Below are 26,082 nucleotides of genomic sequence, written 5' to 3' on the forward strand. Positions count from 1 at the left end.
TTTTTAGGCCCAGATTCTTTAGTAAGGCTAATAGATATTGTGAAATAGTACATTTAAACTAAAGAATACAGTTTAGGTCGATAAGATAAAATTATGAATTTGTATAAATAATCCATAATTTTCTTTATGAGTCATATTTGATATGTTAAAGAAAAGAGAAGGAAGGGAAATGAGATTTTTTGATAAACATTTTCATATTATCGATTTTAATTTTCTTGTTATTTAGAATTAAGGTGGTTTCCGCCCAACTTTGTTGTAGAAGATTATCAGAATGAAACTCCTGATTTGAATGTAATTGGTGGAGCAATTGTATCTGGTTCTTTCCAAGGATTTGATCAAGAATATTTATTAAAGGCAATAAGACAATTGGGTTCAACATTTTGTGGCATAACACAATTACCTTTTACAGTGACGGACGAAGAAATACTAAATTTAAATGAAAATGGGATAAAAGCATTACGCTTTAATATTAAAAGAGGTGGTTCAGAAGATTTATCGAAGCTGGATTACTTTGCTAGAAGAGTTCATGATTTAGTAGGATGTCATAGTGAGCTTTATATTGATGCAATAGAGTTGCCCGAAATTGCATCCACTATAGAAAAGTTACCAGCTATATCAATTGACCATTTAGGGTTATCAGAAGAAGGTTTACCACATTTATTAAAAATAGTTGATAAAGGGGTACATGTGAAAGCTATTGGTTTTGGTCGTGTCGAATTAGATGTTGAGAATGTCTTAAATTCGATTTATGAAGTTAACCCAGATGCACTTATGTTTGGAACAGATTTACCATCTACAAGAGCAAAAAGACCTTTTGAGTATGGAGATATCAAATTGATTCAACAGCTATTTGATGAACAAGCTACCGATAACATCCTGTATACGAATGCTTTTAAATGGTATTTTGGGTAGCGTCAGAGGCTACATTTGAATTAAATGTGTCCATATTTAGTAAAGCGTTTAATCCAACTAAAATATATTTAGAATGAGGTTTTAAATGTTTGTTTTTATTATATTAGACGTAATATTACCAATATTAATATTGATGCTAATTGGTGCAATCTTACAAAGAAAGTTCCAATTTAACTTAAAGCAGTTATCTACACTTATTACTTATTGCTTGATGCCAGCGGCTGTATTTGTGAATATATATGATATTCGTATAGAAACAGGTTTGTTGCTTCAGATAATATATTATTTAATGCTTTATAGTCTGAGTCTGATGATAGTAAGTCATTTCATTTCAAAAACATTAAAGTTAGAAAAGGGAGAAAGTGCAGCTCTAAAAAATAGCATTTCGTTAATGAATTCCGGTAATTATGGATTACCAGTAAGTCAATTGATTTTCAGTCACAATCCAGTGGGGGTTTCTATTCAGATTTTCATTGTGATTTTCCAGAATCTTTTAACTTATTCGTATGGGATATATAACTTACTATCAGCAACAAAAACAATCGGAGGTATTATTCAATCATTTCTAAGACTACCTGTATTTCATGCGCTCGTATTAGGGGTTCTCTTTCAATCTTTTAGAATTCAAATACCTAATTCTATCTTGCTACCTCTTAATCAGCTTGCGAATGGTTTTGTTGCAATAGCACTCATATTGCTAGGGGCACAATTATCCAACATTAAGCTTAATTTTTTCCATCGAGTCATAACATGGGCTTTAATTGGAAGGTTACTGATGGGACCATTATTAGCACTTGCCATGATATACCTACTAAACATTGATGGTATTGTTGCACAATCATTATTTATTGCAAGTTCTTTTCCTACTTCAAGAAATACATCAACCATTGCTATGGAGTATCAAATAGAGCCTGAATTACATGCACAAATCGTTTTATTTTCAACACTTTTCAGCATTGTTACAGTAACTGTCGTTATTTATTTGTCATATATTTTGTTTTGAATATACGTGCAAAAACGAATAGATTTGAGGCGGTAAATGATGGATGGAAATCCCATCGATATGAGAAGAAAACAGTCTTTGATATATTAGGTGTCGTTTACAATTGTACCATGTCTGATAATCAAGCGGTTTAATTCAAAAAAGGAAACTCATTAGGGGTTATTTCGTATGCAAATCTTTAAAGCATCTACATATAGACTTGCGAAAAAAGACACAATCCCGCTTATAATTGAAGTTACATGAGCTTAGGTAGATAGCGATGGCGTGGAAGTTTCAAGTAAGAATTTTATCTTTATTGATTTTATGCGGTTTTTCCGCATAATTGTAACTAAGGGGATGATTCCAAGTTGAGTAAAAAGAATATCAGCACAACAGTTTCTGGAGATTTAATTGTTACCCATCTAATTGGCCAGATTAAAACAGAGGACGTGTATGAATGGTTTAATGAATTTGAGCAGGTTTGTCAGCAATTTATTTCTGAGGGGCGGAAATACAAATTATTGGTAGATAGAAAGGGATACACGCCAAATCATTTTTCTGTTCAAAAAGTATGGAAAGATAAGTTCTTCAATGAAACCATTTTGAATCATAGTAAGGCGATTGCATTTCTTCTTGAAGAAGGGGAGATACTGAACTATTTGCAACAATCCAATGCAAAAGAATCTGTGAAATTTTTCGATGATTATGAACAAGCACTAATTTGGTTGAATGAATACCCAATATAAAATTGAATTGAACGAGTTGTTCGTAATGTTGCACATGCCATAAAATTTACTTGTTTACAAGTTGCCAACACCATTCATTTTCTTTGCAGATTGCCTGTGGAATTTCAAAAAAAGGAATCAAAACTAAAAGGACAAACGCTTCTAAAAAACGTTTGTCCAAAGGTAATTACTATTTTTCACATGCAACTCCATCGCCATCACGATCAAGTTTAGAGCTATAACCTGGTTGATCTCTATATAATGGAGCTTTTCCAGCATTTTTTACTTCAGTACAATTTTTGTAAGTTACATTCCTATTGTTATTTGCAGTTGGTTGTGTTTGAGCTTGCTGTGCTTTTTGCTGTTCTTCTTGTTGTTTACGAGCTAGTTCATCAGCCAGACGCTTTTGTTCCTCTTGTTGTTTACGAGCCTGTTCATCAGCCAGACGCTTTTGTTCCTCTTGTTGTTTACGAGCCTGTTCATCAGCCAGACGCTGCTGTTCTTCTTGCTGTTTACGAGCCTGTTCATCAGCCAGACGTTTCTTATCTTCTTGCTTACGAGCTAATTCCTCAGCTTGACGTTTCTCATCTTCTTGCTTACGAGCTAGTTCCTCGGCTTGACGTCTTTCGTCTTCTTGCTTACGAGTTTTTTCTTCTGCTTCTTTCTTTTCTAGTTCTTTTTTCTTTTCGCTATTTTTTTGTTCTTCATTGTTTGAGGCAACTTTTTGGCTAGTTGCTGCTGTTTTTTCAGAAGAAGGAGCTGAAATACTTGAGAACGTAACAAACAGGACAAATAAAACAGCTGTAATGATAAATTGTTTTTTTGCTACACCTGTTTTCTTAATAACAGATAATATTGCAAGAACAAGGAAGAAAATAAATAGAATGAAACTTAAAGTAGAAACAAACTCGGCGACTGGGTGTTCCGAGTTTGTTGTGCCGGTCATTATTAACATGATTGAAATCATAAAAAGAATAACTGTAGGACGCCCATATTGTTTTGCTTTTCCATTTTTCTTAAAGAATGAAATGATACATAAGATTAAAAGAATGATAGCAATTAAAAATAAAGCTACACCAATATTACTCAAAATAGCCATTTTCATACCTCTATTTGTAAGATTTTTACTATTGATTATATAGGGACTTATTGGATATTACACGTTTTATATAAATTCAGAAAATTAATATTTTTAATAGACTAATAAACATTTATTCTGTATATAAAGAAAAATAGATATAATTCCTATTACTTTTTGAAAGGATATTCATAAAGTATAGTATATCGATTGAGAGGAGGAGAGCTGAATGGAATTTCAATTGTTAGTAAATTGTGTATTACAAGAAGGTAATGCGTACTTTTTAGTAACGAAGGTGGACGATGTTATTACGTTAAAAGTACCGATTACAGCGGGAGTTGCAGCATTGTTTTTAGCTTTTGGTGTACCAAGATGTTCTTAATTTAAATCCCTATAGTAGAAAGGGGAGGACAAGCCCTTTCTACTTATACATAATTATATTATGTTAACTCAAATATTATTTTTGTAATAGCACGTTTAAAAGGGACATGCATATACTATAATGTTTCATTTGCCGTTATTGATGAACGCTAGTTTTAAGAAATGTATGGAGTGAAATTCTTTTAAGTTATGAAAATAAAAGAGGTGCTATTATATATGAAAAGACGAACATTTGATATTCCAGTTGTATTGCGAAGAGAGTGGTTTTTAATGGAATTAGCCCATTTAACGAAAAAATATGGAATTGAAATTGCAACTAGCAAAATGGAAGCTGCACCGTTTTTAAGAGATCAAGTTACGGAATCAAAAATAGGGTCAGGGCTCCAATACGATAAATATGATAATGAGTATATCATTGATTTATAATAAAGAAGCTGCGTATAAAAGGTTATGAACAAGACCTTTTATACGCAGCTTTTTTGTTAGAACTGTATTGAGAAATTTTTAATGCGCTTATTAAGAAAAGGAATGAGTAAATGTTGCGAGAATAACGATTTATAAGAAAGGGCAGTTACTATTTATTGTATATGCAAAAGAAAGCTAGAAATAAATAACTAGAATGAAAATAGTGCTTCCTTTCAAAAAAGGGGGAATGTTAATGAGGATTTTGAAAAGGTGTATGATACTATTTCTCGCATTTATTATTATGGCTCCATTGGTTGTTAGTACGAAAGTAGAGGCTGAGGGAGTAAAAGAGCTTAAAACAGGATTTCCTGATCAAGAAGTATTTACACCTGGAGAATGGTTTTTAGGTCAAAAGCCAATTAATTATGATGAGAGTAAGCCTCCAATCCTTTTTGTCCAAGGAAGGAATGGTAATGCGGATAGTTGGTATGGAAAGACAGTATATCACGATATAAATGATATGTATGACTACGCTTTGAAAGCAGGTTATCAAACCGTATTTATACAATTATATGATGCTGCGGGGAAAGGCTCGGCTAGTCAGTGGGACAACGGAAAATTGTTAGCACAAAAACTTGAAGAAATATATAATCATTTCGGTAAAAAAGTTAATATTGTAGCGCATAGTAAAGGTGGTATCGATACACAAGCTGCATTAGTTGGGTATGGAGCGAATCGATTTGTTGGAAATGTTATTACGCTTGCGACGCCACATCACGGATCAAATTTAGCAGATTTATCATATAGCTGGTGGGCAGGGTGGCTTGCTTCTATATTAGGTCAAAAAGATGATGGTACGTACTCATTACAAATAGGAGAAATGGCAAAATTTCGTTCTACAATAGATAATAATCCTGCAGTTAAATTAAACCGTTATTATACAGCTACTGGTACAAGCTGGGGGCCAGTATTTTCTGCATTATCTATGGGCGGTTTGTATTTGTCATCGTACGGTTCGAATGATGGGTTAGTAAATGAGTGGAGTGCTAAGTTACCATATGGAACGCATTTATTTACAGATTCAAAGTTTGATCATGACAATATACGAAAAGGGTCAGCCGTTTTCTCACGAATTGAACCATATTTACGTACAGCAAGTGTAACTATGCCAACATTAGTGTCTAGCGCTAGTTCAAATGAAAATATCGAACAATTAAATACAACTTCAAATCAAAATATTTTAGGAGGAGAATTGCCACAAAATCAGTGGATTGAACAAACTGTTACGGTTGATCAAAAGGCTGAAGGGATAGTTTCAATATTAACAGCTTCTTCTGAAGTAGACGTGCAAATGATATCTCCAAAAGGAAAAATGTATACAAATAAGGATAGCGTTATAACTACTGGCGAAGGTGAATCTTTCTTTGGTGGGGCGACAATTAGAACATTTAAATTTAATAAAATGGATGTAGGAGAATGGAAAGTTAAAATGATGGCGAAGCAGTCGAAAGATGCATATTTTGTTATAAGCGATTATAATAGTGACGCGCCATTTGTTCTTCAAATGCCTACAAAAGTTAAAGCGAATAAATCTGAGTATAAATTAAAAAAATCACCTGTGGCACCTGAAATGAAAGGGGACCTTTCCATAACCGTAAGAGTCGTGAATAAAGAAGGCAAACTAGTCTCTGAATTTAATGAAATACAAAATGTTAATAATAATACATTTACTGGTGCTTTGAAGGACATAAAACAACCAGGAGTATATAACGTTACGATGGATATAAAAGGGTTGAATAAAGAAGGACAACCATATAACCGTACAATTGTTAAGTCGGTTTATGTGGAGAAGTAAAAAAGAATGGGACGTTTTTAATATAAAAAGTACCGAACTTTTGTAGGAGAAGGGTTCGGTACTTTTTTCATGTTTATTAAATTAACAGAAAAGTACGATGAAAATTTATGTTCTATGAAGGAGATGATGGGAATCAAAAGAACATTATTCAATAAAAAAAAGATGCTGAAATAGCATCTGAATGTGACGGAATACTATTAACCTAGTTTTGTAACTGTTAATTCAAGTGAATTTATACCATTATCACAAGTTACAATACTTTGATGATTAAAGCCGCTATTATTTCTAAGTTGCAGAGTTGCATTAGCTGGAACCGTAACGATAGTTTCACCAACTAGTTGAAGGCATTCATTATTTGTTGAGGTATTCATTTGAAAAGCGAAATCACCCTGGCTATTAGCAAGTGGATTGTTGTTTAAAAATATAGTTATGACTGGAATATGTGGAAATACAGGATTTAAAGTAGTGTTAATACTGGAAATGAAAGAAACTCTATAGTCACCAGCTTGACTAATTTGTAGAGTAGTTGGATTTAGTAAAGAAACTCCTCCTGCCTTTGGCCCAACGTGATTAAATGGAAAAGAACTGCCGAAAGGGACAGTTATAAATTCAGTCTGCCAAAAAGTTCCGTAAGCTGGCTTAGCTGGTTTATGTGAATCGTGGCATGAACATTTTTTATATGAACTAGAAGAAGATTTGCATGAACATTTATTATACGAGTTTGAAGAATGATAGTATGAACCCAATATATTACCTCCTATTATTAATAAATTTAACGAATTTCCCGAAAGAATTCTCCTTCCTGGGGCGTGTGAAGGACGTAGCCCAACGATAGGTGGGAGATGAATTTCGGTTTGGCGTAGCCAAAAGGCTTTGTCTTTTATTTTCACCTCCGATATAATCAGTATTATAAAGGGTAAAGGTTGGTATATCAATGAAGTTAGATAGTAATAATCATTCAGTATTCTTGTTGTATTATCACCTTGTATTGGTCGTGAAATACAGAAGAAATGTATTTGATGATGATATGTTGGACTATGCAAAAGACATGTTTGTCCGATTATCTGAAAACTATAACATCACATTAGTTGACTGGAATCATGATGTAGACCATGTGCATACCTTATTCAAGGCACATCCGAATACAGAAATGACAAAGTTCATTAATGCTTATAAAAGTGCAAGTTCTCGACTCATCAAGAGAGACTTTCCCCATGTGAGAAAGAAACTTTGGAAAGAAATGTTTTGGTCAAGAAGCTTTTGCTTGATTACTACGGGTGGTTCACCGATAGATGTAGTAAAGAAATATATTGAAAATCAAGGGAAAAGTGAGGTGTAGGAAATGTTAAAATCATACAAATATCGTATCTATCCAAATAAAGAACAACAAATGTTTTTCTCAAAAACATTTGGATGTGTTCGATTTGTATACAACAAAATGCTTGCAGATAGAATCAAATCTTATCAAGAATCACAGGATAAACTTGATAAATCTGTTAAATATCCTACGCCTGCACAATATAAGGCTGAATTTCCATTCCTAAAGGAAGTTGATAGTCTTGCGTTGGCGAATGCTCAAATGAATTTGAATAAAGCATACGTTAACTTTTTCCGTGATAAATCTGTTGGATTCCCGAAATTCAAAAGTAAGAAAGATAACCATCGTAGTTATACAACAAATAACCAAAAAGGCACGGTTTACATCGAGGGTGGTTATATCAAGCTGCCAAAACTAAAGACCTTGGTAAAGATTAAACAGCACAGACAATTCTTTGGATTAATTAAGTCTACTACAGTGTCTCAAACACCTACTGGTAAATACTTTGTATCGATTTTAGTAGAAGAAAATGAGCAATTATTTCCTAAAGTTGATACAAAAGTGGGTATTGATGTTGGGCTAAAAGACTTTGCAATATTGTCTAATGGCAAGAAATATGAGAACCCTAAATGGTTGAGAAAAGCCGAAAGAAGATTAGCTCTTCTGCAGCGCTCTTTGTCGCGTAAGAAGAAAGGTTCAAACAATAGAAACAAGGCCAGGTTACAAGTTGCAAAACTTCATGAGAAGATTGCGAATCAACGCAATGATTTTCTTCACAAGATAAGCAATGAAATCACAAACGAAAACCAAGTAATTGTGATTGAGGACTTGAAAGTGAAGAACATGCAAAAGAATCACAAATTAGCAAAAGCAATCAGTGAAGTATCTTGGGCTAAATTCAGAGAGCACCTTGACTATAAAGCAATATGGAAAGGTCGTGATTTGATAATCGCACCTAAGAATTATGCGAGTAGCCAATTGTGTTCTTGCTGTGGTTATAAAAATAAGGAAGTCAAGAATCTAAGCCTTAGAGAGTGGACTTGCCCTGAATGCAATAGCCATCATGATAGAGATGTAAACGCAAGTATAAACTTACTAAAATTAGCCATGTAATTGGTATTTTCTTTAGGGGTAGGTACTACCCTTATAGCTTGGTAAATATAGATAGCTAATAAAAGTATCTACTTCCCAAGAAGCTTCCACTTCAAACAGTCCGTAAGGACGTTAAGTGGTGAGTAGTTCACGACACATAGTAGTTTATGCAAATGAACCATAATTGGCGTGTATGCTTGTACTATAAAAGGAAATAGATTTGGAGTATAAAGTGCTCCAGGGATGAAGTTTTTCATAGATTTACGTATAGAAGAAACGCTTTGTATATTAATTCCACCTGAAAAAGAAACATTTACTAATCTTAATTGCACGCATGTTATCGTAAAGTGAACTTCTAACATTTTAATGTTTGTATATTAGAGCTCTTAGTCATTGCTTTTTTATTTGTGCAGCTGGGCAGGAAGAAGACGAAAAGTATCGAATGAATGTAGTTATATAGCATTGTTTGCTTTTGGTGTGAATAGTAGTTAAAGATACGTTGAAATATTTTAATTCGTAACGAAAGAGTGATTAAATAATAGAGGGAGCAATTTATATGGAAAATATATTAAAGGTATCTTCAAAATCGAGTCCTAATTCAGTTGCAGGCGCAATAGCAGGTGTACTAAGAGCAAATGGCAATGTGGAAATCCAGGTGATTGGGGCTGGTTCTTTAAATCAAGCAATTAAAGCAATTGCGATTGCAAGAGGATTTGTCGCTCCAAGTGGTATTGATTTGACTTTTGTTCCAGCATTTCAAGAGATTTCTATCAATGATCAAGAAAGAACAGCAATCAAATTAATTGTAGGTCCTAGAAAGAAAAGGTCTTAGTAAAGAGTGTTAATAAGATGTAGTTTGAAAGGGACGATAGAAATCGGCCTTTTCCTTTTTTATTAATAAGTCTATGCATAATGTTGTAAAGTCGCATTCTTAGTAATAAACATGAATATAATAAATGAAAAGTGTCACAAATGCTTATATAACAGGCATCTGTGACACTTTTGTAGTTTTATATAATATAAAATATTCGTGTGTTATAGGGGTTTGTCAGCTGGATTTCAAAATGAATGTTCGTTATTTTAATTTTATTTTTCAACAAAATCGTTATTTTGTCAGTATCAAAAAAGAGCACCCAGTATAGGTGCCGAAATAAAAATTATTCAATGATAAAGATAATTACTTACCACCATTTTATTTGTATGTTTCAATTAAAAAACATGAACAAAAATTGTACATGTCTATATAAAATCTATGTTTTGTCTATGTAAACATTTGTTTGTTTCATGAAAATAATGAAAGAACAGAGAAACGTGATTAGCGTCTCTCTGTCCCTTTTATATTATTCACAAATAAATCCGGTTGCTATTCCAGTTGGAGCAACACCTACTGGGACCGTATCAATAACCGTATTTGTAGCAGTATTGATGACAGAAACAGTATTACTAGCTTGGTTTGTAACATAGGCGAGAGTGCCATCTGGTATGATAGTTACTTGATCAGGGGATAAGGCAACAGGAATTGTATCGATTACAGTATTTGTCGCCACGTTTATTACCGATACATTATTGCTAACTTTATTTACAACATAAATAAGAGTGCCATCTGGTGTAATATCTATACCAACGGGTTCGGTACCTACGTTAATTGTATCAATAACTGCATTTGTAGCGGTGTTAATAACAGAGACAGTATCGCTGTTTTGATTTGTGACATAAGCACGAGTGCCATCTAGTGTGAAGACGATTATTCTAGGACGAATACCAACAGGAATGGTAGCGCTAACTGTATTTGTAGCGGTATTAATAACAGAAATTGTATTGCTTAATTCGTTTGCAACATATGCAAAGGCTCCATTTGGAGAAACAGTGATTCCTTGCGGAGCGTTGCCAACAGGAATGGTAGCGCTAACGGAGTTAGTAGCAGCATTAATAACAGAAACTGTATTATTCCCATGATTTCCAACATAAACAGTTGTGTTATTTGGAGAAACAGCTACGCCGATCGGATCAGTTCCAACAGGAATGGTAGCGCTAACTGTATTGGTAGCAGTATCAATAACAGAAACAGTATCAGAAAAAATATTAGTAACATAAGCACGAGCACCATTTGGTGAAACTGTTACTTCAAGAGGTGCATTACCTACCATAATTGTATCGACTACAGTATTTGTTCCAGTGTTGATTACAGAGACTGTATCATCTGTAGGGTCATCTATGACTCCTGCGTTTGTAGCATAAACAAGGAAATTACATCTAGGTCCCGTCGGCCCAGTAGGTCCTGTTGGCCCAGTAGGTCCCGTCGGCCCAGTAGGCCCCGGTGGGCAATCACAATCTCCCGATGGTCCAGTAGGTCCCGGTGGTCCTTCAGGCCCTTGAATACCTTGCACGCCTTGAGGTCCCGTAGGTCCTTCAGGCCCTTCAGTTCCTTGAATGCCCTGCAAGCCTTGGGGTCCAGTAGGTCCTTTAGGCCCTTCAGTTCCTTGAATGCCTTGCACGCCTTGAGGTCCAGTAGGTCCTTCAGGCCCTTCAGGCCCTTGAATGCCTTGCACGCCTTGAGGTCCCGTAGGTCCTGGTGGCCCGGGAACCCCTGTTCCTGTCCCTGAACCAGTAGGCCCTGGTGGTCCTTGAATGCCTTGAATACCTTGCACACCTTGAGGTCCAGTAGGTCCTTCAGGCCCTTCAGTTCCTTGAATGCCTTGCACGCCTTGAGGTCCCGTAGGTCCTTCAGGCCCTTCAGTTCCTTGAATGCCTTGCACGCCTTGAGGTCCCGTAGGCCCTTCAGGCCCTTCGGGTCCCTGAATGCCTTGCACACCTTGAGGTCCCGTAGGCCCTTCAGGCCCCGTCGGCCCGGTTGTTCCAGTAATGTTTAATAGTGAGCTATTCAAGACTCCTTGCAAAATTAAGTTAAATGTCTGCTGTAACAAGGGGTCCGGTATATTTGAACAACTAATCAGTGAAGACAAGTTTTGGAATAGAAATTGGAATAATGCTGAGATTTGGGTGAGAGATGCAGTAGGTAAGGAATTGATTAATTGATTTATAGTTCGTATAACTAAATTTCTATTTGGAGTATTTGGTTGTACTGCAATTAATAAATCATGTAATGCTTGTAATGCAGATTGAAGTATTTGTGTGTTTGTTGGATTTGGTGTAGTGAAGAAAGAAAGGATAGCTTGGTTTAATTGGTTAATTAAGATTAATAATTCTTGCTGTTGAGAGTTTGAGAAAAAAACAGGTGTACAGCAATTACTTTGATCACAAGGGGATATAGAAATAAAGCAGGATTGCTGAAACTTATCACACGAATTTGGTGAGTTTGATTTTCGATTATATCTCATAAATACCTCCTTTTAAAAAAATCAAATTTTAGGTATGTTTTGATAAAATATATTAGCAACTGAGTTTAAAGTATTTGTGGGAATATGTTTAATGTGAAATGTTTTTTCCTTCAAAGTATATGTCAAAAAAATTGAGGCGTTCATATGGGATATATAAGCAATACTTAGTTACTAGTAGGATATTGTAATCATAGGAAAGGAAATGAAAGTTACAAAGTGAATAGACGAGGGATTGTATTTTAAAAATTTAACAAAATAGTTATTTGATTACATGGTATATAAACAAAGAAGAGCCTGATATGGCTCTCAGGCTCTTCCCTCAATAGCAAAGAGTCAAAGAGTAAGTCTTTTAATTACCCTTCTGCTACATAATACACAAAACGTATATAGATATGTAGAACAGGAAATTCTAATATAACTATTCCGATATAGTATTTAAAAGTAAATTCTAGATGTTTTAAATAAGGAATTAAATTACAAATTTTGATTTAATGCATTATAGAAACTCATTTATATAAAGCTATAGTTAATAAAGTGATATCGCAATAATAAAATACGAAATATTGCATATCGAATTGTAAAAGTAGAAGAAGTGAAAATGATAACTGAACAAAAACTCTATTTTATAAAAAAGAGAAGCGCTTAATCAGGGCGCTTCTCTTAATGCCAATATACAATAACTATTCCATTATAATGTATAAGCGCAAAATATTTAACAATTACTTTTATGGTAAAAATTTCATTTTGTAGAGAAATGAGGTGAGTAAGGATGGGCATTGAATAGGGAATGTTTGTATTAAAAAAGAGCAGACTTTAGTCTATACATAAAAGTGCTGGAATTGTTCTAAAGGAGGGAATATCTGAAATATAAATATGATTGAGAGGAGTGAAATAATGATGGAAACTAGTACTTTTTTAGGGCTGTTCTGGGGATGGATGACGGTTATCGTATCGGGAATACTTTTCGTCCGTCCGTCGGTGCTACGTGACTTAAAAAAATTAGTGGTTGAAGACAGAGGATTTGGTATTATGTATGGTTTTCTATCGATTTTCCTAGGATTAGGTACTGTAATTCTACATAATGTATGGGTATTCAACTGGCAGGGGTTCCTAACGGTTATTGCATGGCTTGCATTATTAAAGGGTATTTACATAATTGCATATCCTGAACCCTCCAAGAAAACAGACTTTGAAGTAAGGGTACTATCTACACGTATAGCGCTCGGTATCGTTGGTGCCTTGGCCTTATGGATGCTTATAGTAATCTATATAAAATAATCCTTTTCTAATAAGAAATTTACTCCCTCAGGCTCACAATAGATACATCCTCCGTTGCCATTCCCATTGCTTACTTCATCATCCGAACCGCCATTGTCATCGTTAATTAACTCTCTACAAAGATAGCCATATGAAGGGAATACATCACCATCACAAGTCTCTTGGTAATTTTGTACCGCTATAGTTACAGTTTGTGGTTCGTCTGTTTGATTAAGCGCAGGAACTTGAATGAAGTCCGTGTCCGCATTACGGAATAAAGGTCCAGATGTTAACATTTGATATCGTGGGTGGCAATGGCATTCACAGTCGCATTTTTTACGCTTCTTCCGATAGCACTTATGTGAACGGTCGTAATAATAATTTGACATGAAAATCACGCACCGCCTTTTTAGTACATGTTATGTGAAGGATAGGGGAAAGAGAGATGGAAATAGAAAAACCGCCTATTTAAATGACGGTTTTTTATTTCTATTAAACTTAGAATTTACTTTTAGATAATGCTTTTAATATAGGGTTTATGATTTTACTCAACAAACGAAATGCTCTGAAAATAGACCTCATAACCTTCATAGTATTGTCTCCTAATTTCAGATTTTCTATTTCAAAGTCTGATATTCTGGCTATATTTGGAAAACTTTATGTTTTTTAGCTTAAATCAATTATATCTATAAAATCAAGAAAAATTCTGTTATAGGATGCGTCAGTGCAAGTTATTAAATTCTTTATCGGATTTATGTCAGTTACAGTCATACATCTAGTTAGCAAATGACCATTTCTATAATAAGTAATCGATATCTTCTCTTCAGAAAGGTATGCACATAATAACTTGTTTTCAATCATTTCTTGTTCGTCTTGGGTTAATGTAGGGCGCTCCACTTTTGTTTGTGTTTTTATAATCTTACCAGTACCGATGAACTTCTTCGGTATCGAAGCGAATGGCGTCCGCTTAGCCGTTTCTATTTCTTTTGGCATATTTGTATAGTTCATGCTGTATATCTCCCTAGTTGCTATTAATAACTGTATGATTATATCAAACTTTCGAGATGTTGGTATTGTTTATAAAAATATAGTGTATCTCTAATAGGGTTCTTATAAAATGTAGAACCCCACTCTTTGTTTAATCCAACTAAATTGTAAATTGAAAAATCACTCTTTTGTCATTACCATTTTGTCTAAAATATGGATAGACAAAACCACATGTTTTACTCGAATTTTTGCTTCAATAAAAACAACCACGAATTAATAATAAGTAGTGATATCACAGAAAAACGTTATTAAACAAACTTAGATTTAATGCACGGTATGAAATAAGATGAAACGGTATTAAAACAAAAATATATCTTCCGCATACAAGTTCAACAATGAGAACGGTAATACCTATTTATCAAGGTGATTGTAATTCAAGATTTATCATAGAAATTTATGTTAAATGAATTGTTTTTTTAAATAAAATTCGATCTAATACGGTTTAATTAAAAGGCCATTATTTGCTCACAAATAATATAAAAACACATAAAAAAATATGAAATTCTTTTTAAAATAGAACATAATATAACAAATAAAAAGTGTCACAAATGCTTGAATAACAGGCACTTGTGACACTTTTATCGTTTTATAAAACATAAAATAAACAACCCTAAAACTGCTCATTCTTCTCCTAGAATTTCCGAAGCTTTTGCGTCCATGCGGTTAACTCCTATCAATTATTTTAGAACTTAACCAATCTCAGTTTGTAACTCCATTCCAAACATCGACATCGTTATCATCTAAAATTACCTTGATTTTATTTTTCTCAAAGACTACCAGATATTCATAAGGTAAGGCTAAAACTTGAATAATTGAAGGTCTAATTTTTAGTAGCTGATATGCGTAAAATGCTTCTAATTCACCTTCTGTTTCTTCTGTTTCATCGACAGGACCGATATACCAACCAGAATCACCTTTTTCACAATCCCCAGCCCTTTGTAAATAAATCTCATCTAGTTGTAACACATTTTTTGCAGTCACTATTTTATCACTAAACTTTATCACTTCACCATCAATATTTAACTGACGTAAACAGTGTACTTGTTCTAATTGCACCCATAAAGCAATTGTTAAATCTTCTGTAGTATCCTTAAATGGATTTTTTGTATAATCTGGGGCAATAATGTGATACCCATCTTCACGTTTGGATAGAACAAAAATAGACCAACCAACTTGTATAGAAAATCCATCAACTAATTTGTTATCTGCTACTTTAGTTAGCAAATACAATAATTTTTCTATTTGAGGGCTTAAATGTTCTTCTGCTGTAGCTAATATATTTTTACCACCTATATTTTTAACTATTGTTTTCAATGGACTGCAACCTCTCTTGCTAATTGTTGTTGCTGGTAGGATAGGTCGTCTTCTAAATCACTAAGGTCTCGTCTTTCTTTAAGCAATGTTTCTTTTTGGTTTTCCAATTCGAATGTAAGTTTTCGTTCGATGTGTTGTGCTTCTTGACGCATATTCATAAAAAAATGAGATAATTCTCTATCGCCGTGCCAAGTTTCTAGAATTCGGTTAAATAAACGATTACTTCGATTTCTCCATTCGTGAAAATCTGCTTCCACGTGTTCTTGAGTTTGAATTGCAGATTGATTCCGATCCTGTTCTTTGAATACATTTTGTAATTTTTGATTCAATTGATTGATTTGTTTTTCAATATCTTGACTCATCTTTTACCTCCTACCGTTTTGCTTTTACGAAGGTGGTCACATTAGCGAAAAGTGTTGTGAAGTTCGTGATCCATTCTCTCAAACTCTTTAGCTACCGAATGAATGTTATCGACCGCTTGTTGAAAGGCGGCGGAAAATTGTTTTGTCAAATCTAAAAATTGTTGGTTCGCTTCTTGTACTTTTGAATTAACAGAAAGCGTAGTACGCGTCGCCTTTTTTATAGAGCGATTTGTTGCACTTTGGATGGTATCCGACGCTGCTCTCATCTGCGTAGCTATTTGTTGTGCCGATTGAAAATTACTTTGAAATTGTCCCATCGTATAAACCCTTTCTATATTTCTATGAACGTATTAAAGAAGGGGAGTGCCTAGTATGTATGTCCATTATCCTATTGTTCTTTATAGGAACTCTCCTGGGAAAATATTGCAGATATAATTATAACAATAAATGGTTAAAGTATCCTCAAAAAAATGTATTTTACAACATATGTGTTTGTTATAGTTCTCAATAGGTAATCCACGATAATACCTATTTATCAAGGTGATTGTAATACAAAATTTATTGTGGGAATTTATGTTGAATGAATGGTTTTTAAAATGAAAATCGCCCTAGTACGGTTTAATTAAAAGGCTATTATTTGCTCACATTTTGCTCACAAATAATATAAAAATACATGAAAAAATATGAAATTCTTTTTTAAAAGCAGAATATAATATAACAAATGAAAAGTGTCACAAATGCTTGTATAACAGGCATTTGTGACACTTTTATCGTTTTATAAAACATAAAATGAACAAGCTTAAAACTGTTCATTCTTCTCCCAAGATTCTACAATATAATGCGCAATCGTCGGATTAAATCCTTTCCCAACTAAAAACATAATTGCAGCAACTTCAGTTAAAGCGTGTTTATGTGATGTATGTTTTGCTTCATTTAAACCGTAATCTACCCAAGGTTTTACGAAATCTAGCACAGGCTTTTTAAAAGGTAAGAACTGTGTACCGACAACTTGCTGGATTTGTTGTTGCGTAGGTTCTGTTATAGGGCCAGGTGGTAAAATTTGTGGCTGTGTAATATCTAATGTTGGTCCTGGTGGTAAAATTTGTGGTTGAGTTGGATCAATTGTTGGTGGTTTAGGTGGTGAAACACGTGCGTCATAGTTTGGTTGATACATTTGTTGTTGGTATTGAGGTTGTTGTGACTGAGTTGGATATGGATTTTGTTGAAATTGTTGTTCTTGGGTGCTACATATGGATTTCGTTGAAATTGTTGTTCTTGGGTTTATAGTGATTTTGTTGAAATTGTTGTTCTTGAGTTTGCGGTACTGCATATGGATTTTGTTGAAATTGTTGTTCTTGAGTTTGCGATTCTGCATATGGATTTTGTTGAAATTGTTGTTCTTGAGTTTGCGATTCTGCATATGGATTTTGAGGATATTCCAAATTTGGACGTGTGTCATAAGGGTTTTGAGGGTATCCAGGTCCTTGGTTCTGTGGTGTTGCATATGGATTTTGTTCATATTGTTGCTCTTGCTGTTGTAACTCTTGTTCTTCATATTGTTCTGTATATCTTTGTTCTTGTTCCTGTTGCTGAGGGTAAAATGGTTGTTGTGGGTAAGGCGGTTGATTATTATAGAACATGTTTATTCCTCCTTCATGATGATGCCTACCACCCAGTGTATGGGCGGACAAGAAAATATGTGATGAAAAAATGCGGGCGTGTTACAATAAGTAACTGGGTGAAGATAAAATGACAAAACAAGAAAAAATTCAAAAAACAATTACTTTTGTAAAACATATTTTAGAAAAAGATGCGAGTGGGCATGATTGGTATCATATTGAGCGCGTACATAAACTGGCGATTTCTTTATTTGAGCAAGAAGGTGGAAATCGTTTTATAATTGAAATGGCAGCATTGCTTCACGATGTAGCAGATGAAAAGTTAAATGAAAGTGAAGAAGCAGGAATGAAAAAAGTTTCTGATTGGTTAGAAGAGTTACATATTGAAGAAGAAGAAAGTAAACACATCCTTCATATCATCGCCAATATGTCCTATAAAGGTGGTCATGGGGGTAAAGTGGAGTCACTTGAAGGGAAGATTGTTCAAGATGCAGATCGCTTAGACGCTCTTGGTGCAATTGGCATAGCTCGCACATTTGCGTATGGCGGAGCGAAAGGGAGATTAATGTACGATCCAACTATTCCGCCGCGAGAAGTGATGACGAAAGATGAATATAGAAAAAATAACGATCCATCTTTAAATCATTTTTATGAAAAACTTTTAAAACTAAAAGACTTAATGAATACGAACGCAGCAAAACAAGAGGCTGAAGTTCGTCATCGTTATATGGAACAGTTTATTGAACAATTTATGAAAGAGTGGAATGCACAAATATGAAAATGTTAACTGTGGAGAATTTATCGAAATCATATGGAGAAAAACCGTTATTTGATGGATTATCATTTAGTATTGCAGAAGGACACCGTGCCGGGATTATCGGTGTGAACGGTACTGGTAAATCGACGTTATTGAAAATTATCGCAGGGGTTGAAATTCCAGATACTGGTGATATGACGCATACACGTGGATATACAATTAGTTATTTATCGCAGCAACCGGATTTTGATGAGGACTTAACAGTACTCGAGCAAGTATTTCATGGTGACACACCGTTAATTCGTTTGCTTCGTGAATATGAAGAAGCGCTATTACATATTGAAAAAGATCCAAGCAATGAGAAAGTTCAAGAGCGATTATTCGCAGTTCAACAGCGTATGGATGCGATGAGTGCATGGGAAGCAAATGCGAATGCAAAATCGTTATTAACAAAGTTAGGAATTACAGATTTTACAGCAACTGTTGGAAATTTATCTGGTGGACAGAAAAAACGTATTGCGATGGCACAATGCTTTATTGAAACGCCGGATTTATTAATTTTAGATGAGCCTACGAACCATCTTGACCATGAGACAGTTGAATGGCTAGAAGAATATTTAGCAAGATATACGGGTGCTGTATTACTAGTAACCCATGATCGTTATTTCTTAGACCGTGTGACGAATCGTATTTTCGAATTAGACAACGGAAAGCTATATAGTTATGAAGGTAACTATAGTACGTTTCTAGAAGCGAAAGCACTTCGTGAAGAACAAGAAATTGCGCAAGAATCAAAACGTCAAAACTTATATCGCCGTGAACTAGCATGGATTCGCCGCGGGGCAAAAGCTCGTTCAACAAAACAAAAAGCACGTATTCAGCGTTTTGACGAATTAAAAGGGCAAGAAGGACCAGCTGCAAAACAGTCAGTTGATATTGCACTTAGCGGAAGCCGTCTTGGGAAAAAAGTACTTGAGTTGAAAGATGTAACGAAAAAATTTGGTGATAAAACGGTACTACATAACTTTAATCATATTGTAAAACCAGGCGATCGTATTGGGATTATTGGAGCGAATGGAAGCGGGAAATCTTCACTATTAAATATGCTTGCAGGGAAGTTATCACCTGATAGTGGTGAAGTTGAAGTTGGGCAAACAGTGAAAATTGCTTATTATACGCAAGAAAATGAAGAGATGAATTTAAATCAACGTATGATTGAATATATTAAAGAAATTGCAGAAGTCATTCATACGACAGATGGCAAAGTAATTGGTGCATCCCAAATGTTAGAACGTTTCTTATTCCCGCCACATTCACATGGTACACCGCTTGGGAAATTATCTGGTGGTGAAAGAAGACGTTTATACTTATTACGTATATTAATGGGAGAACCGAACGTACTATTACTTGATGAGCCTACGAATGATCTAGATACGCAAACATTAACAGTACTAGAAGATTATTTAGAAGATTTCCCAGGTGTCGTTTTAACTGTATCGCATGATCGTTACTTCTTAGATAAAGTAGTTGATGAATTGTTCATCTTTACTGGCGAGGGCGAAGTGCGTGAATTTCTAGGTAGTTATACAGATTATTTAGAGATGGAAAAAACGAGAGAACTTATTGAGAAAGCAGAAGTGCAGAAAGAGAAGAAGGTAGTAGAGGAAGCACCGAAACAACAACGTAAACGTAAACTTTCCTATAACGAGCAGCGTGAATGGGAAACAATTGAAGACACCATTGCAGGGCTTGAAGAAAAATTAGAATCAATTGGAGAAGAACTAGCGAATGTTGGTTCAGATTTTACGAAAGCACAAGAATTGTCTGAAGCACAGCAACAAACAGAAGAAGAGTTAGAAAAAACGATGGAACGATGGAGTGAACTATCAGACATCGTTGAAGGTTTAAAATAAAAACAAGCTGCATATATTGAAAAGTAAAGAGAAAAACTTTACACTATTGGTAGAACCTATTTTAGGAGGGAAAAAATGAGAACATCTAATCCAATGTTGAAAAAAGAGGCATTCCGTAAAGAGGGAGCAAGTGCTTCTGCGATGACAATTGGCGGAACAGTAGGCAAAACGTTCATTATGCTTATCTTGCTACTTGCAACGTCTGTCTATTCATACATACAGATGATGCAGGGGACGATGAAGATGCCAGTATTAATTGGTGCTTTAATCGTTGCGGCAATCATCGCATTTGCATCTATGTTCTTCCCACGTATTTCACCTTTTGGTGCACCAATCTATGCAGCGGTAGAAGGGGTTGTGTTAGGAAGTATTTCAGCAGTTTATACAATGAAATTTGGCGATTCTATCGTTTTAAATGCTGTATTACTAACAATCTCAATTCTATTTGCAATGTTAGTGTTATATGCAACACGCGTAGTAAAAGTAACGGATAAATTCCGTACAGGTGTTATGGCAGCAACACTTGGAATTATGGTTATGTATTTAATCGTATTCCTATTAAACATGTTTGGTGTTACTGTTCCATATATTCACCAAGGTGGTACAATCGGTATTATTATTAGTGCAGTTGTTATTGTAGTTGCTGCATTAAACTTATTACTAGATTTCGATTTAATCGAAAATGGTGTACGTAGTCAAGCTCCGAAATATATGGAGTGGTACACTGCAATGGGACTAATGCTTACATTAGTTTGGTTATACTTAGAAATTCTTCGTTTCGTTTCTTACTTTACGAAAAATGACTAATAAAAAATCCTGCATGAAAAATGCAGGATTTTTTTATTTTCAAAGATAAATTGATGATATGGTATAATATGGATGTTGGTAACCTTAAATTGAAGAGGATGGGATATGATGAAAGAGAAAAAAGGGATTATAAAAAAACTATTTTCTAAAAGTTTTTTCATAGAACTAGATGATGCTTTAACATATCCATCATCAGAAGTTATTACTTCAGCTATCGAAGAGTATGCGATTGATTGTAATGAACAACTTAAATTTGAAAGCAAAGTAAAACCGATTACTTTTTACTTAGAAAATGTAATGTACCGTGTTGAAATAAAGATGGCTCGTGGAGGCTATTACATATCCTGCAGTGAAGTATAAATTTTGAAACCTTACATGTTTAAAGTATGTAAGGTTTCTTTTTTGTTTTTATATGATAAAAAAAACTATTTTTTACTATAAAATATTTTTTTTACATTTTTTACTCTTCAAACATTTTTCTTTACAATGAAGAAAAATATGTGAGGTGGTATAACTTATGATGAATAGAGTTGTATTAATCGGTAGATTGACAAAGGAACCAGAATTATACTACACAAAACAAGGCGTCGCTTATGCACGAATATGTGTTGCGGTGAATAGAGGTTTTCGAAATAGTTTAGGTGAGCAACAAGTCGATTTTATTAATTGTGTCGTTTGGCGAAGATTGGCTGAGAATGTAACTGAATATTGTACAAAGGGGTCACTTGTTGGGATTACCGGGCGTATTCATACGAGTAATTACGATGATGAACAAGGAAAGAGAATATATAGAACGGAAGTTGTGATTGAGAGTATTACATTTTTGGAGAAAAAACGGGAGGGCGCATCGTAATAAAAAGGGGCTTTAAACAATAGGTTCGGTAGAATTTTATGAAAGTATTTTGAAAAACTTTAAGGAATGGATAAAAAATATAGATTTATTTTTTATCCATTTTTATTAGGTGTCGCTTCGTAATGTTTCCAAGCTTGAAAGTGGCGGGAAACCTGCACGACTCCACAACCATAATGGAGTATGGATATCAATTGGGGTCAAACCACTACCAGTCAGTACATTCTCCCATATTTCAGCTACTGTCTGTCGGTCCTCAGCAGTTCCAACTAATACCTTGGAAGAACATAGTCCTAACTTTACCGTAGCTTTCAAAATATGTGTATCCGGGGCTATAGTAATAAGTTCACGAGAATTCCAAGTGACATTTGCATAATTCTCCAAGGTATATAACCAGTAATTGAAGATTTTTGGTCCAGAAAGATAAGGGAAATCAGATTTTCGCGTTCCTTGTATTATTTTCTTTAAGAAAGAAATATCAAATTGAACAGATTCAATAAGGCTTTGTACATTTCCTTTTGCTGAAGATTTTACTATGCCATTTGCTACACGTTTCCAAATCTCTGGATGACGGTTAGGTTGTAATCCTACGCGATGAAAAAGTAACGAACTTCGGAGAAGATTAATATCGCTATTTGCAGCAGCGTGCAGATTGAAAATCCATTTTGTTTCTTCATCTTGATACGCTTTTACAGCGGATTCCCATAATGTATAGGAATTTCGTTGATAATTCAATGCCATAGTTAGTGTTAAAACATCCATTAATTCATCCTCTGGAATAACACCGATCAAAACGTCTTCAGGCATTGTTTCTCCACCTATAAGCCCTTGAGAGTGCATTTTTATCAGTGTTTTTACATTTTTTAAAAGTCTCTCTTTTTCCATGTAATATCCTCCAAGACCTCTTCTACTTATAAAGTTTCCTATAAACCGAATTTCATGTTGCTTATACAGTTGACTCTTTTAATGTACGACAAAGAAAACAAATTCCCTCCATAAATAAAAAACAATCGAAAATGACAGGTTTTAAAATTTCATTCCTAATTTGAAATGCCAAGAAAGAATGAAATAGTATGGTAGCGGGAAGAAAGTAGCAAGATTAAGCATCCGAGTAGGAGTATAGAGTGATAACATGTTACAATACAGCTAAGAACATGCAATAAAGGAGAGTTTTTTACGTGAAGATTAAAGCAATTGAACCGACGCCAAGTCCAAATACAATGAAAGTTATTTTGAATGAAGTATTACCATCAGGAGCGCGTAATAATTATACAAATGAAAATAAAGAACAAGCACCAATGCAAGTGCAAGAAATTTTAAAAATTGAAGGCATTAAAGGTGTATATCATGTAGCTGACTTTTTAGCAGTGGAGCGAAATGCAAAGTACGACTGGAAAGTTTTATTACAACAAGTTCGTGCTGTTTTCGGTGAAGAAGTAGTGGGAGAAAGTGAAGAACAACAACTTGCTCATTTTGGAGAAGTGAAAGTGTTTGTTCAAATGTTCTTTACAATTCCAATGCAAGTGAAGTTAACAGATGGAACGACGGAAGAACGTGTTGGTTTACCTGACCGTTTTAAAGAATCAATTATGAAAGTTCAAATGTCTGCACCAAACGTTGTAAAAGAACGTAAATGGGTGGAACAAAGTACACGTTACGGTAATTTTGAAGAAATCGGGAAAGAAGTAGTAGAAGAGATTGTTGCTGCTTATTCAGAAGAACGTGTAAATGAAACGGTTAAAGAATTATTAAATCAGGCAGGTGCTGTTGAAGTAACGATTCAAAAGCGTGAGCCATATAAAGTAACAGAAGAAATGATGAAAGATGCTGATTGGAAAAAACGTTTTGCAGCATTAGAACAAATGGATCCTACTGAAGAAGATATTCCAGTGCTGAAAATGGCGTTAGATGATGAAAAAGTTTCAATCCGCCGTTTAGCAACAGCGTATTTAGGTATGGTAAAAGGTGATGAAGTATTACCGTTATTATATAAAGCTTTATTAGATCGCTCTGTAAGTGTTCGTCGTACTGCAGGAGATTGTTTATCAGATGTAGGTGATCCGGCAGCGATGTTTGTTATGATTAAATCTCTGAAAGATTCAAGTAAATTAGTACGCTGGCGTGCAGCGATGTTCTTATTTGAACTTGGAGATGAAAGTGCAATTCCAGCATTAAAAGCAGCGCAAGATGATCCAGAGTTTGAAGTAGCGATGCAAGCACGCCTAGCATTAGAGCGTATTGAAGGTGGAGAAGAAGCAAAAGGTTCTGTATGGAAACAAATGACGGAATCTCGTAAAGGGGAATAATGTATGATTGTTTTCTATGATAGTTGGTGTCCGGTGTGTACGGCAGTTGCAGAACGTACGAAAAAATTAGATAAAAAGGGTAAGATGAAATTTGTTTCATTTCGAGATGAGGATGTAGTTGAGAAGTATGAACTTTCTCAAGAACTACAAAGTAAGATGGAACAAAGGTTGTATATTTTAAAAAATAATAAGTGGTATGACGGAATTCATAGCATACATGTATTAGCAAAGGCCGTTCCATCTTATTGGTTTGTCGTTCCTTTTATAAAGTTATCTATCGTACTTGGATTTGGAAGTAAAGTATACGATTATATCGCTAACAATAGAAAACTTGTCCCAGTTGGACATTGCCGTGAAGGGGTTTGTGAAATCCCTACAAAAAAATGAAATCATTGTTATCTTTCTTTTGCACCTATTAATAGAGCGTGATATGATGAATTTGGAATGAAAGTTGAAGGAGAGATTACAAGATGTCAAATGCTTATGAAGAATACATGCGCCAAATGGTAATCCCAATGCGTCAAGAATTAGTGCGTTCTGGGTTTGAAGAGTTAACTACAGAAGAAGCTGTAACAGAATTTATGGAAAATACGGCAGGTACAACTTTAGTAGTTGTAAACTCTGTTTGTGGTTGTGCAGCTGGTTTAGCACGTCCATCAGCAGGTCAAGCGGTTGTTCGTGCTGAAAAACAACCTGATCATCTTGTAACTGTATTTGCAGGTCAAGATAAAGATGCTACTGCAAAAATGCGTGAATACTTCGGAGAAATTCCTCCATCTTCACCATCTATGGCATTATTAAAAGGGAAAGAAGTTGTTCACTTCATTCACCGTCATGAAATTGAAGGTGCAACTATGGACGAAATTATTACGAACTTAGAACAAGCTTTCGAAAAGAATTGCTAAAGAAGGGGGAGAGTAAATCTCCCTCTTTTCTTTATATAGAGGTGAAAAAATGATAGTAACAACAGCAGGAAGAACGAACAAAAAAATGACAGATTATGCAAATAAGGTAGCAGCAGAATTAAATAGTTCTTTCGTTAAACGTAATGACATACCAGTACATAAGCTGCATGAGCAGTATGAACAAGATGTGCTTGTCGTAGGGAAGAACCGATTAGCTATTTATCCAAAAGGAACGGAAGAATCGTTTTTCTTTCATCCAAACTCAGCGATGTTTCGTGTGAAAAGATTAATGCGCGGAGAACACGATCCGTTTGTACAAGCTGCTAAATTAGAGAGTGGAATGACAGTATTAGATTGTACGCTCGGTATGGCATCAGATAGTATTGTAGCCAGTTATATTGTTGGTGAAAGTGGAAGAGTAACCGGACTTGAAGGTAATGAATATATGGCCTATATCATGGAAAATGGTTTAAAAACATGGTCTTCATCCGTTTCTGAAATTGATAAAGCAATGCAACGAATCAATGTAAAGCAAACAGAGCATTTCGCATTTTTAAAACAATGTGAAGATAATAGTTATGATGTCGTTTACCTTGATCCAATGTTTGAAGAAACTGTCATAGAATCAGATGGAATTAAAGGGTTAAAACACTTCGCTTTGTATCATGATATTACTGATGAAACAATTGCGGAAGCGAAGCGTGTGGCGAGAAAGCGTGTCGTTCTGAAAGATCACTTCCGTAGTTCTAGATTTGAAAAACATAATTTTCACGTATACAAAAGAAAAAGTGCTAAGTTTCACTTTGGCGTAATTGACCCTTGCTAATTGTTTGAAAAGATGTATAATAAGCAATAATTA

27 protein-coding genes and 3 pseudogenes are annotated in these 26,082 nt (G+C 34.7%); 20 read left to right on the forward strand and 10 right to left on the reverse strand.

The features are described 5' to 3' along the window. Positions 1-169: 169 nt before the first annotated feature. The 4 genes and pseudogenes from DN410_RS07700 to DN410_RS07710 all read left to right on the forward strand — a co-directional run bounded on the left by DN410_RS07700 (position 170) and on the right by DN410_RS07710 (position 2,640). Positions 170-912, forward strand: a pseudogene (locus tag DN410_RS07700) (amidohydrolase family protein). Positions 913-997: 85 nt separating this feature from the next. After that, complete coding sequence (locus tag DN410_RS07705) at positions 998-1,915, forward strand: AEC family transporter (protein ID WP_149176052.1); 918 nt, start codon at positions 998-1,000, stop codon at positions 1,913-1,915. Continuing rightward, the gene (locus tag DN410_RS28160; RefSeq protein ID WP_218947467.1) at positions 1,912-2,049 is read left to right on the forward strand and encodes a hypothetical protein; all 138 of its coding nucleotides are present in this window, start codon (positions 1,912-1,914) and stop codon (positions 2,047-2,049) included. The genes DN410_RS07705 and DN410_RS28160 overlap by 4 nt, the downstream gene beginning before the upstream one ends. A gap of 169 nt (positions 2,050-2,218) precedes the next feature. After that, a pseudogene (locus tag DN410_RS07710) lies at positions 2,219-2,640 on the forward strand (STAS/SEC14 domain-containing protein). A 169-nt stretch (positions 2,641-2,809) separates the two neighbouring features. Here DN410_RS07710 and DN410_RS07715 read toward each other — a convergent pair. Next, positions 2,810-3,718, reverse strand: a complete 909-nt coding sequence (locus tag DN410_RS07715; protein ID WP_149176054.1) for an excalibur calcium-binding domain-containing protein — start codon at positions 3,716-3,718, stop codon at positions 2,810-2,812. A gap of 208 nt (positions 3,719-3,926) precedes the next feature. On the opposite strand from DN410_RS07715, the gene exsG reads away from it, so the two are divergent. The 3 genes from exsG to DN410_RS07730 all read left to right on the forward strand — a co-directional run bounded on the left by exsG (position 3,927) and on the right by DN410_RS07730 (position 6,338). Next, the gene (gene exsG / locus DN410_RS07720; RefSeq protein ID WP_076537190.1) at positions 3,927-4,079 is read left to right on the forward strand and encodes an exosporium protein ExsG; all 153 of its coding nucleotides are present in this window, start codon (positions 3,927-3,929) and stop codon (positions 4,077-4,079) included. A gap of 215 nt (positions 4,080-4,294) precedes the next feature. Then, a complete protein-coding gene (locus DN410_RS07725) occupies positions 4,295-4,504 on the forward strand; it encodes a hypothetical protein (protein WP_149176055.1) in 210 nt (69 codons plus the stop codon). Between the two features lie 280 nt (positions 4,505-4,784). Next, positions 4,785-6,338 (forward strand): esterase/lipase family protein, encoded by a 1,554-nt coding sequence (locus DN410_RS07730; protein WP_370456784.1) that lies wholly within the window; start codon positions 4,785-4,787, stop codon positions 6,336-6,338. 197 nt (positions 6,339-6,535) lie between these two features. Here DN410_RS07730 and DN410_RS07735 read toward each other — a convergent pair whose 3' ends face one another. Further along, the gene (locus tag DN410_RS07735; protein ID WP_149176057.1) at positions 6,536-7,084 is read right to left on the reverse strand and encodes a preprotein translocase; all 549 of its coding nucleotides are present in this window, start codon (positions 7,082-7,084) and stop codon (positions 6,536-6,538) included. A gap of 188 nt (positions 7,085-7,272) precedes the next feature. Here DN410_RS07735 and tnpA point away from each other — a divergent pair, with 188 nt between their 5' ends. From tnpA to DN410_RS07755, 3 genes are all read left to right on the forward strand, one after another. After that, entirely contained in the window at positions 7,273-7,677 is a 405-nt protein-coding gene (gene tnpA, locus DN410_RS07740) for an IS200/IS605 family transposase (RefSeq protein WP_149176058.1), read from the forward strand. A gap of 3 nt (positions 7,678-7,680) precedes the next feature. Further along, positions 7,681-8,769: an IS200/IS605 family element RNA-guided endonuclease TnpB gene (gene tnpB, locus DN410_RS07745; RefSeq protein WP_149176059.1), complete on the forward strand. Its 1,089-nt coding sequence runs from the start codon at positions 7,681-7,683 to the stop codon at positions 8,767-8,769. A 535-nt stretch (positions 8,770-9,304) separates the two neighbouring features. Beyond that, positions 9,305-9,580 carry a stage V sporulation protein S gene (locus DN410_RS07755; RefSeq protein ID WP_000427793.1) on the forward strand — a complete coding sequence of 92 codons (276 nt, stop codon included), beginning with the start codon at positions 9,305-9,307 and terminating at the stop codon, positions 9,578-9,580. A 508-nt stretch (positions 9,581-10,088) separates the two neighbouring features. Here DN410_RS07755 and DN410_RS07760 read toward each other — a convergent pair. Beyond that, positions 10,089-12,086 carry a YVTN family beta-propeller repeat protein gene (locus tag DN410_RS07760; protein WP_149176060.1) on the reverse strand — a complete coding sequence of 666 codons (1,998 nt, stop codon included), beginning with the start codon at positions 12,084-12,086 and terminating at the stop codon, positions 10,089-10,091. 897 nt (positions 12,087-12,983) lie between these two features. Here DN410_RS07760 and DN410_RS07765 point away from each other — a divergent pair. Continuing rightward, on the forward strand, positions 12,984-13,364 hold the full coding sequence (locus DN410_RS07765; protein WP_149176061.1) for a hypothetical protein: 381 nt from the start codon (positions 12,984-12,986) through the stop codon (positions 13,362-13,364). Here DN410_RS07765 and DN410_RS07770 read toward each other — a convergent pair. The 6 genes and pseudogenes from DN410_RS07770 to DN410_RS07795 all read right to left on the reverse strand — a co-directional run bounded on the left by DN410_RS07770 (position 13,352) and on the right by DN410_RS07795 (position 17,706). After that, positions 13,352-13,639 (reverse strand): hypothetical protein, encoded by a 288-nt coding sequence (locus DN410_RS07770; protein ID WP_255446691.1) that lies wholly within the window; start codon positions 13,637-13,639, stop codon positions 13,352-13,354. The genes DN410_RS07765 and DN410_RS07770 overlap by 13 nt on opposite strands. A 370-nt stretch (positions 13,640-14,009) precedes the next feature. After that, positions 14,010-14,351, reverse strand: coding sequence for a YolD-like family protein (locus DN410_RS07775; protein ID WP_149176062.1), 342 nt, complete (start codon positions 14,349-14,351; stop codon positions 14,010-14,012). Between the two features lie 738 nt (positions 14,352-15,089). After that, entirely contained in the window at positions 15,090-15,704 is a 615-nt protein-coding gene (locus DN410_RS07780) for an immunity protein Imm33 domain-containing protein (RefSeq protein WP_149176063.1), read from the reverse strand. Beyond that, positions 15,701-16,066: a DUF3958 family protein gene (locus DN410_RS07785; RefSeq protein ID WP_149176064.1), complete on the reverse strand. Its 366-nt coding sequence runs from the start codon at positions 16,064-16,066 to the stop codon at positions 15,701-15,703. The genes DN410_RS07780 and DN410_RS07785 overlap by 4 nt, the downstream gene beginning before the upstream one ends. 41 nt (positions 16,067-16,107) lie before the next feature. Further along, positions 16,108-16,383: a TIGR04197 family type VII secretion effector gene (locus DN410_RS07790; RefSeq protein WP_149176065.1), complete on the reverse strand. Its 276-nt coding sequence runs from the start codon at positions 16,381-16,383 to the stop codon at positions 16,108-16,110. A 482-nt stretch (positions 16,384-16,865) separates the two neighbouring features. After that, positions 16,866-17,706, reverse strand: a pseudogene (locus tag DN410_RS07795) (hypothetical protein). Positions 17,707-17,815: 109 nt separating this feature from the next. Between DN410_RS07795 and DN410_RS07800 the strand changes: the two are divergent. The 5 genes from DN410_RS07800 to DN410_RS07820 all read left to right on the forward strand — a co-directional run bounded on the left by DN410_RS07800 (position 17,816) and on the right by DN410_RS07820 (position 22,015). After that, positions 17,816-18,463: an HD domain-containing protein gene (locus DN410_RS07800; RefSeq protein ID WP_149176066.1), complete on the forward strand. Its 648-nt coding sequence runs from the start codon at positions 17,816-17,818 to the stop codon at positions 18,461-18,463. Next, on the forward strand, positions 18,460-20,355 hold the full coding sequence (locus DN410_RS07805; RefSeq protein ID WP_149176067.1) for an ABC-F family ATP-binding cassette domain-containing protein: 1,896 nt from the start codon (positions 18,460-18,462) through the stop codon (positions 20,353-20,355). Before DN410_RS07800 ends, DN410_RS07805 begins: the two co-directional genes overlap by 4 nt. 75 nt (positions 20,356-20,430) lie before the next feature. After that, positions 20,431-21,162, forward strand: coding sequence for a Bax inhibitor-1/YccA family protein (locus DN410_RS07810; RefSeq protein ID WP_149176068.1), 732 nt, complete (start codon positions 20,431-20,433; stop codon positions 21,160-21,162). Between the two features lie 105 nt (positions 21,163-21,267). Further along, a complete protein-coding gene (locus tag DN410_RS07815; protein WP_149176069.1) occupies positions 21,268-21,522 on the forward strand; it encodes a DUF4318 domain-containing protein in 255 nt (84 codons plus the stop codon). A 157-nt stretch (positions 21,523-21,679) separates the two neighbouring features. Beyond that, a complete protein-coding gene (locus tag DN410_RS07820) occupies positions 21,680-22,015 on the forward strand; it encodes a single-stranded DNA-binding protein (protein WP_149176070.1) in 336 nt (111 codons plus the stop codon). 105 nt (positions 22,016-22,120) lie between these two features. Here the strand turns inward: DN410_RS07820 and DN410_RS07825 are convergent, their stop codons facing one another. Continuing rightward, positions 22,121-22,897 carry a hypothetical protein gene (locus DN410_RS07825; RefSeq protein ID WP_149176071.1) on the reverse strand — a complete coding sequence of 259 codons (777 nt, stop codon included), beginning with the start codon at positions 22,895-22,897 and terminating at the stop codon, positions 22,121-22,123. Positions 22,898-23,190: 293 nt separating this feature from the next. Here DN410_RS07825 and DN410_RS07830 point away from each other — a divergent pair, with 293 nt between their 5' ends. The 4 genes from DN410_RS07830 to DN410_RS07845 all read left to right on the forward strand — a co-directional run bounded on the left by DN410_RS07830 (position 23,191) and on the right by DN410_RS07845 (position 26,049). Continuing rightward, positions 23,191-24,318 carry a conserved virulence factor C family protein gene (locus DN410_RS07830; RefSeq protein WP_149176072.1) on the forward strand — a complete coding sequence of 376 codons (1,128 nt, stop codon included), beginning with the start codon at positions 23,191-23,193 and terminating at the stop codon, positions 24,316-24,318. Between the two features lie 3 nt (positions 24,319-24,321). After that, on the forward strand, positions 24,322-24,705 hold the full coding sequence (locus DN410_RS07835) for a thiol-disulfide oxidoreductase DCC family protein (RefSeq protein ID WP_149176073.1): 384 nt from the start codon (positions 24,322-24,324) through the stop codon (positions 24,703-24,705). An 83-nt stretch (positions 24,706-24,788) separates the two neighbouring features. Then, positions 24,789-25,223: a BrxA/BrxB family bacilliredoxin gene (locus DN410_RS07840; protein WP_000063705.1), complete on the forward strand. Its 435-nt coding sequence runs from the start codon at positions 24,789-24,791 to the stop codon at positions 25,221-25,223. Positions 25,224-25,272: 49 nt separating this feature from the next. Beyond that, a complete protein-coding gene (locus DN410_RS07845; RefSeq protein ID WP_149176074.1) occupies positions 25,273-26,049 on the forward strand; it encodes a class I SAM-dependent methyltransferase in 777 nt (258 codons plus the stop codon). Positions 26,050-26,082 lie beyond the last annotated feature (33 nt).

The sequence above is a fragment of the Bacillus sp. SH5-2 genome (assembly GCF_008368905.1).
Taxonomy (GTDB): domain Bacteria; phylum Bacillota; class Bacilli; order Bacillales; family Bacillaceae_G; genus Bacillus_A; species Bacillus_A luti.

Excerpts from the sequence above, each read along its gene's own strand:
- DN410_RS07845 (WP_149176074.1), top strand. The coding sequence starts at position 25,273 with ATGATAGTAACAACAGCAGGAAGAACGAACAAAAAAATGACAGATTAT.
- DN410_RS07800 (WP_149176066.1), top strand. The coding sequence starts at position 17,816 with ATGACAAAACAAGAAAAAATTCAAAAAACAATTACTTTTGTAAAACAT.
- DN410_RS07760 (WP_149176060.1), bottom strand. The coding sequence starts at position 12,086 with ATGAGATATAATCGAAAATCAAACTCACCAAATTCGTGTGATAAGTTT.
- DN410_RS07765 (WP_149176061.1), top strand. The coding sequence starts at position 12,984 with ATGGAAACTAGTACTTTTTTAGGGCTGTTCTGGGGATGGATGACGGTT.
- DN410_RS07820 (WP_149176070.1), top strand. The coding sequence starts at position 21,680 with ATGATGAATAGAGTTGTATTAATCGGTAGATTGACAAAGGAACCAGAA.
- DN410_RS07770 (WP_255446691.1), bottom strand. The coding sequence starts at position 13,639 with ATGTTAACATCTGGACCTTTATTCCGTAATGCGGACACGGACTTCATT.
- tnpA (WP_149176058.1), top strand. The coding sequence starts at position 7,273 with ATGAAGTTAGATAGTAATAATCATTCAGTATTCTTGTTGTATTATCAC.
- DN410_RS07725 (WP_149176055.1), top strand. The coding sequence starts at position 4,295 with ATGAAAAGACGAACATTTGATATTCCAGTTGTATTGCGAAGAGAGTGG.
- DN410_RS07835 (WP_149176073.1), top strand. The coding sequence starts at position 24,322 with ATGATTGTTTTCTATGATAGTTGGTGTCCGGTGTGTACGGCAGTTGCA.
- DN410_RS07825 (WP_149176071.1), bottom strand. The coding sequence starts at position 22,897 with ATGGAAAAAGAGAGACTTTTAAAAAATGTAAAAACACTGATAAAAATG.
- DN410_RS07815 (WP_149176069.1), top strand. The coding sequence starts at position 21,268 with ATGATGAAAGAGAAAAAAGGGATTATAAAAAAACTATTTTCTAAAAGT.
- DN410_RS07805 (WP_149176067.1), top strand. The coding sequence starts at position 18,460 with ATGAAAATGTTAACTGTGGAGAATTTATCGAAATCATATGGAGAAAAA.
- DN410_RS07790 (WP_149176065.1), bottom strand. The coding sequence starts at position 16,383 with ATGGGACAATTTCAAAGTAATTTTCAATCGGCACAACAAATAGCTACG.
- tnpB (WP_149176059.1), top strand. The coding sequence starts at position 7,681 with ATGTTAAAATCATACAAATATCGTATCTATCCAAATAAAGAACAACAA.
- DN410_RS07785 (WP_149176064.1), bottom strand. The coding sequence starts at position 16,066 with ATGAGTCAAGATATTGAAAAACAAATCAATCAATTGAATCAAAAATTA.
- DN410_RS07775 (WP_149176062.1), bottom strand. The coding sequence starts at position 14,351 with ATGAACTATACAAATATGCCAAAAGAAATAGAAACGGCTAAGCGGACG.
- DN410_RS07715 (WP_149176054.1), bottom strand. The coding sequence starts at position 3,718 with ATGGCTATTTTGAGTAATATTGGTGTAGCTTTATTTTTAATTGCTATC.
- DN410_RS07705 (WP_149176052.1), top strand. The coding sequence starts at position 998 with ATGTTTGTTTTTATTATATTAGACGTAATATTACCAATATTAATATTG.
- DN410_RS07755 (WP_000427793.1), top strand. The coding sequence starts at position 9,305 with ATGGAAAATATATTAAAGGTATCTTCAAAATCGAGTCCTAATTCAGTT.
- DN410_RS07840 (WP_000063705.1), top strand. The coding sequence starts at position 24,789 with ATGTCAAATGCTTATGAAGAATACATGCGCCAAATGGTAATCCCAATG.
- exsG (WP_076537190.1), top strand. The coding sequence starts at position 3,927 with ATGGAATTTCAATTGTTAGTAAATTGTGTATTACAAGAAGGTAATGCG.
- DN410_RS07810 (WP_149176068.1), top strand. The coding sequence starts at position 20,431 with ATGAGAACATCTAATCCAATGTTGAAAAAAGAGGCATTCCGTAAAGAG.
- DN410_RS07730 (WP_370456784.1), top strand. The coding sequence starts at position 4,785 with ATGGCTCCATTGGTTGTTAGTACGAAAGTAGAGGCTGAGGGAGTAAAA.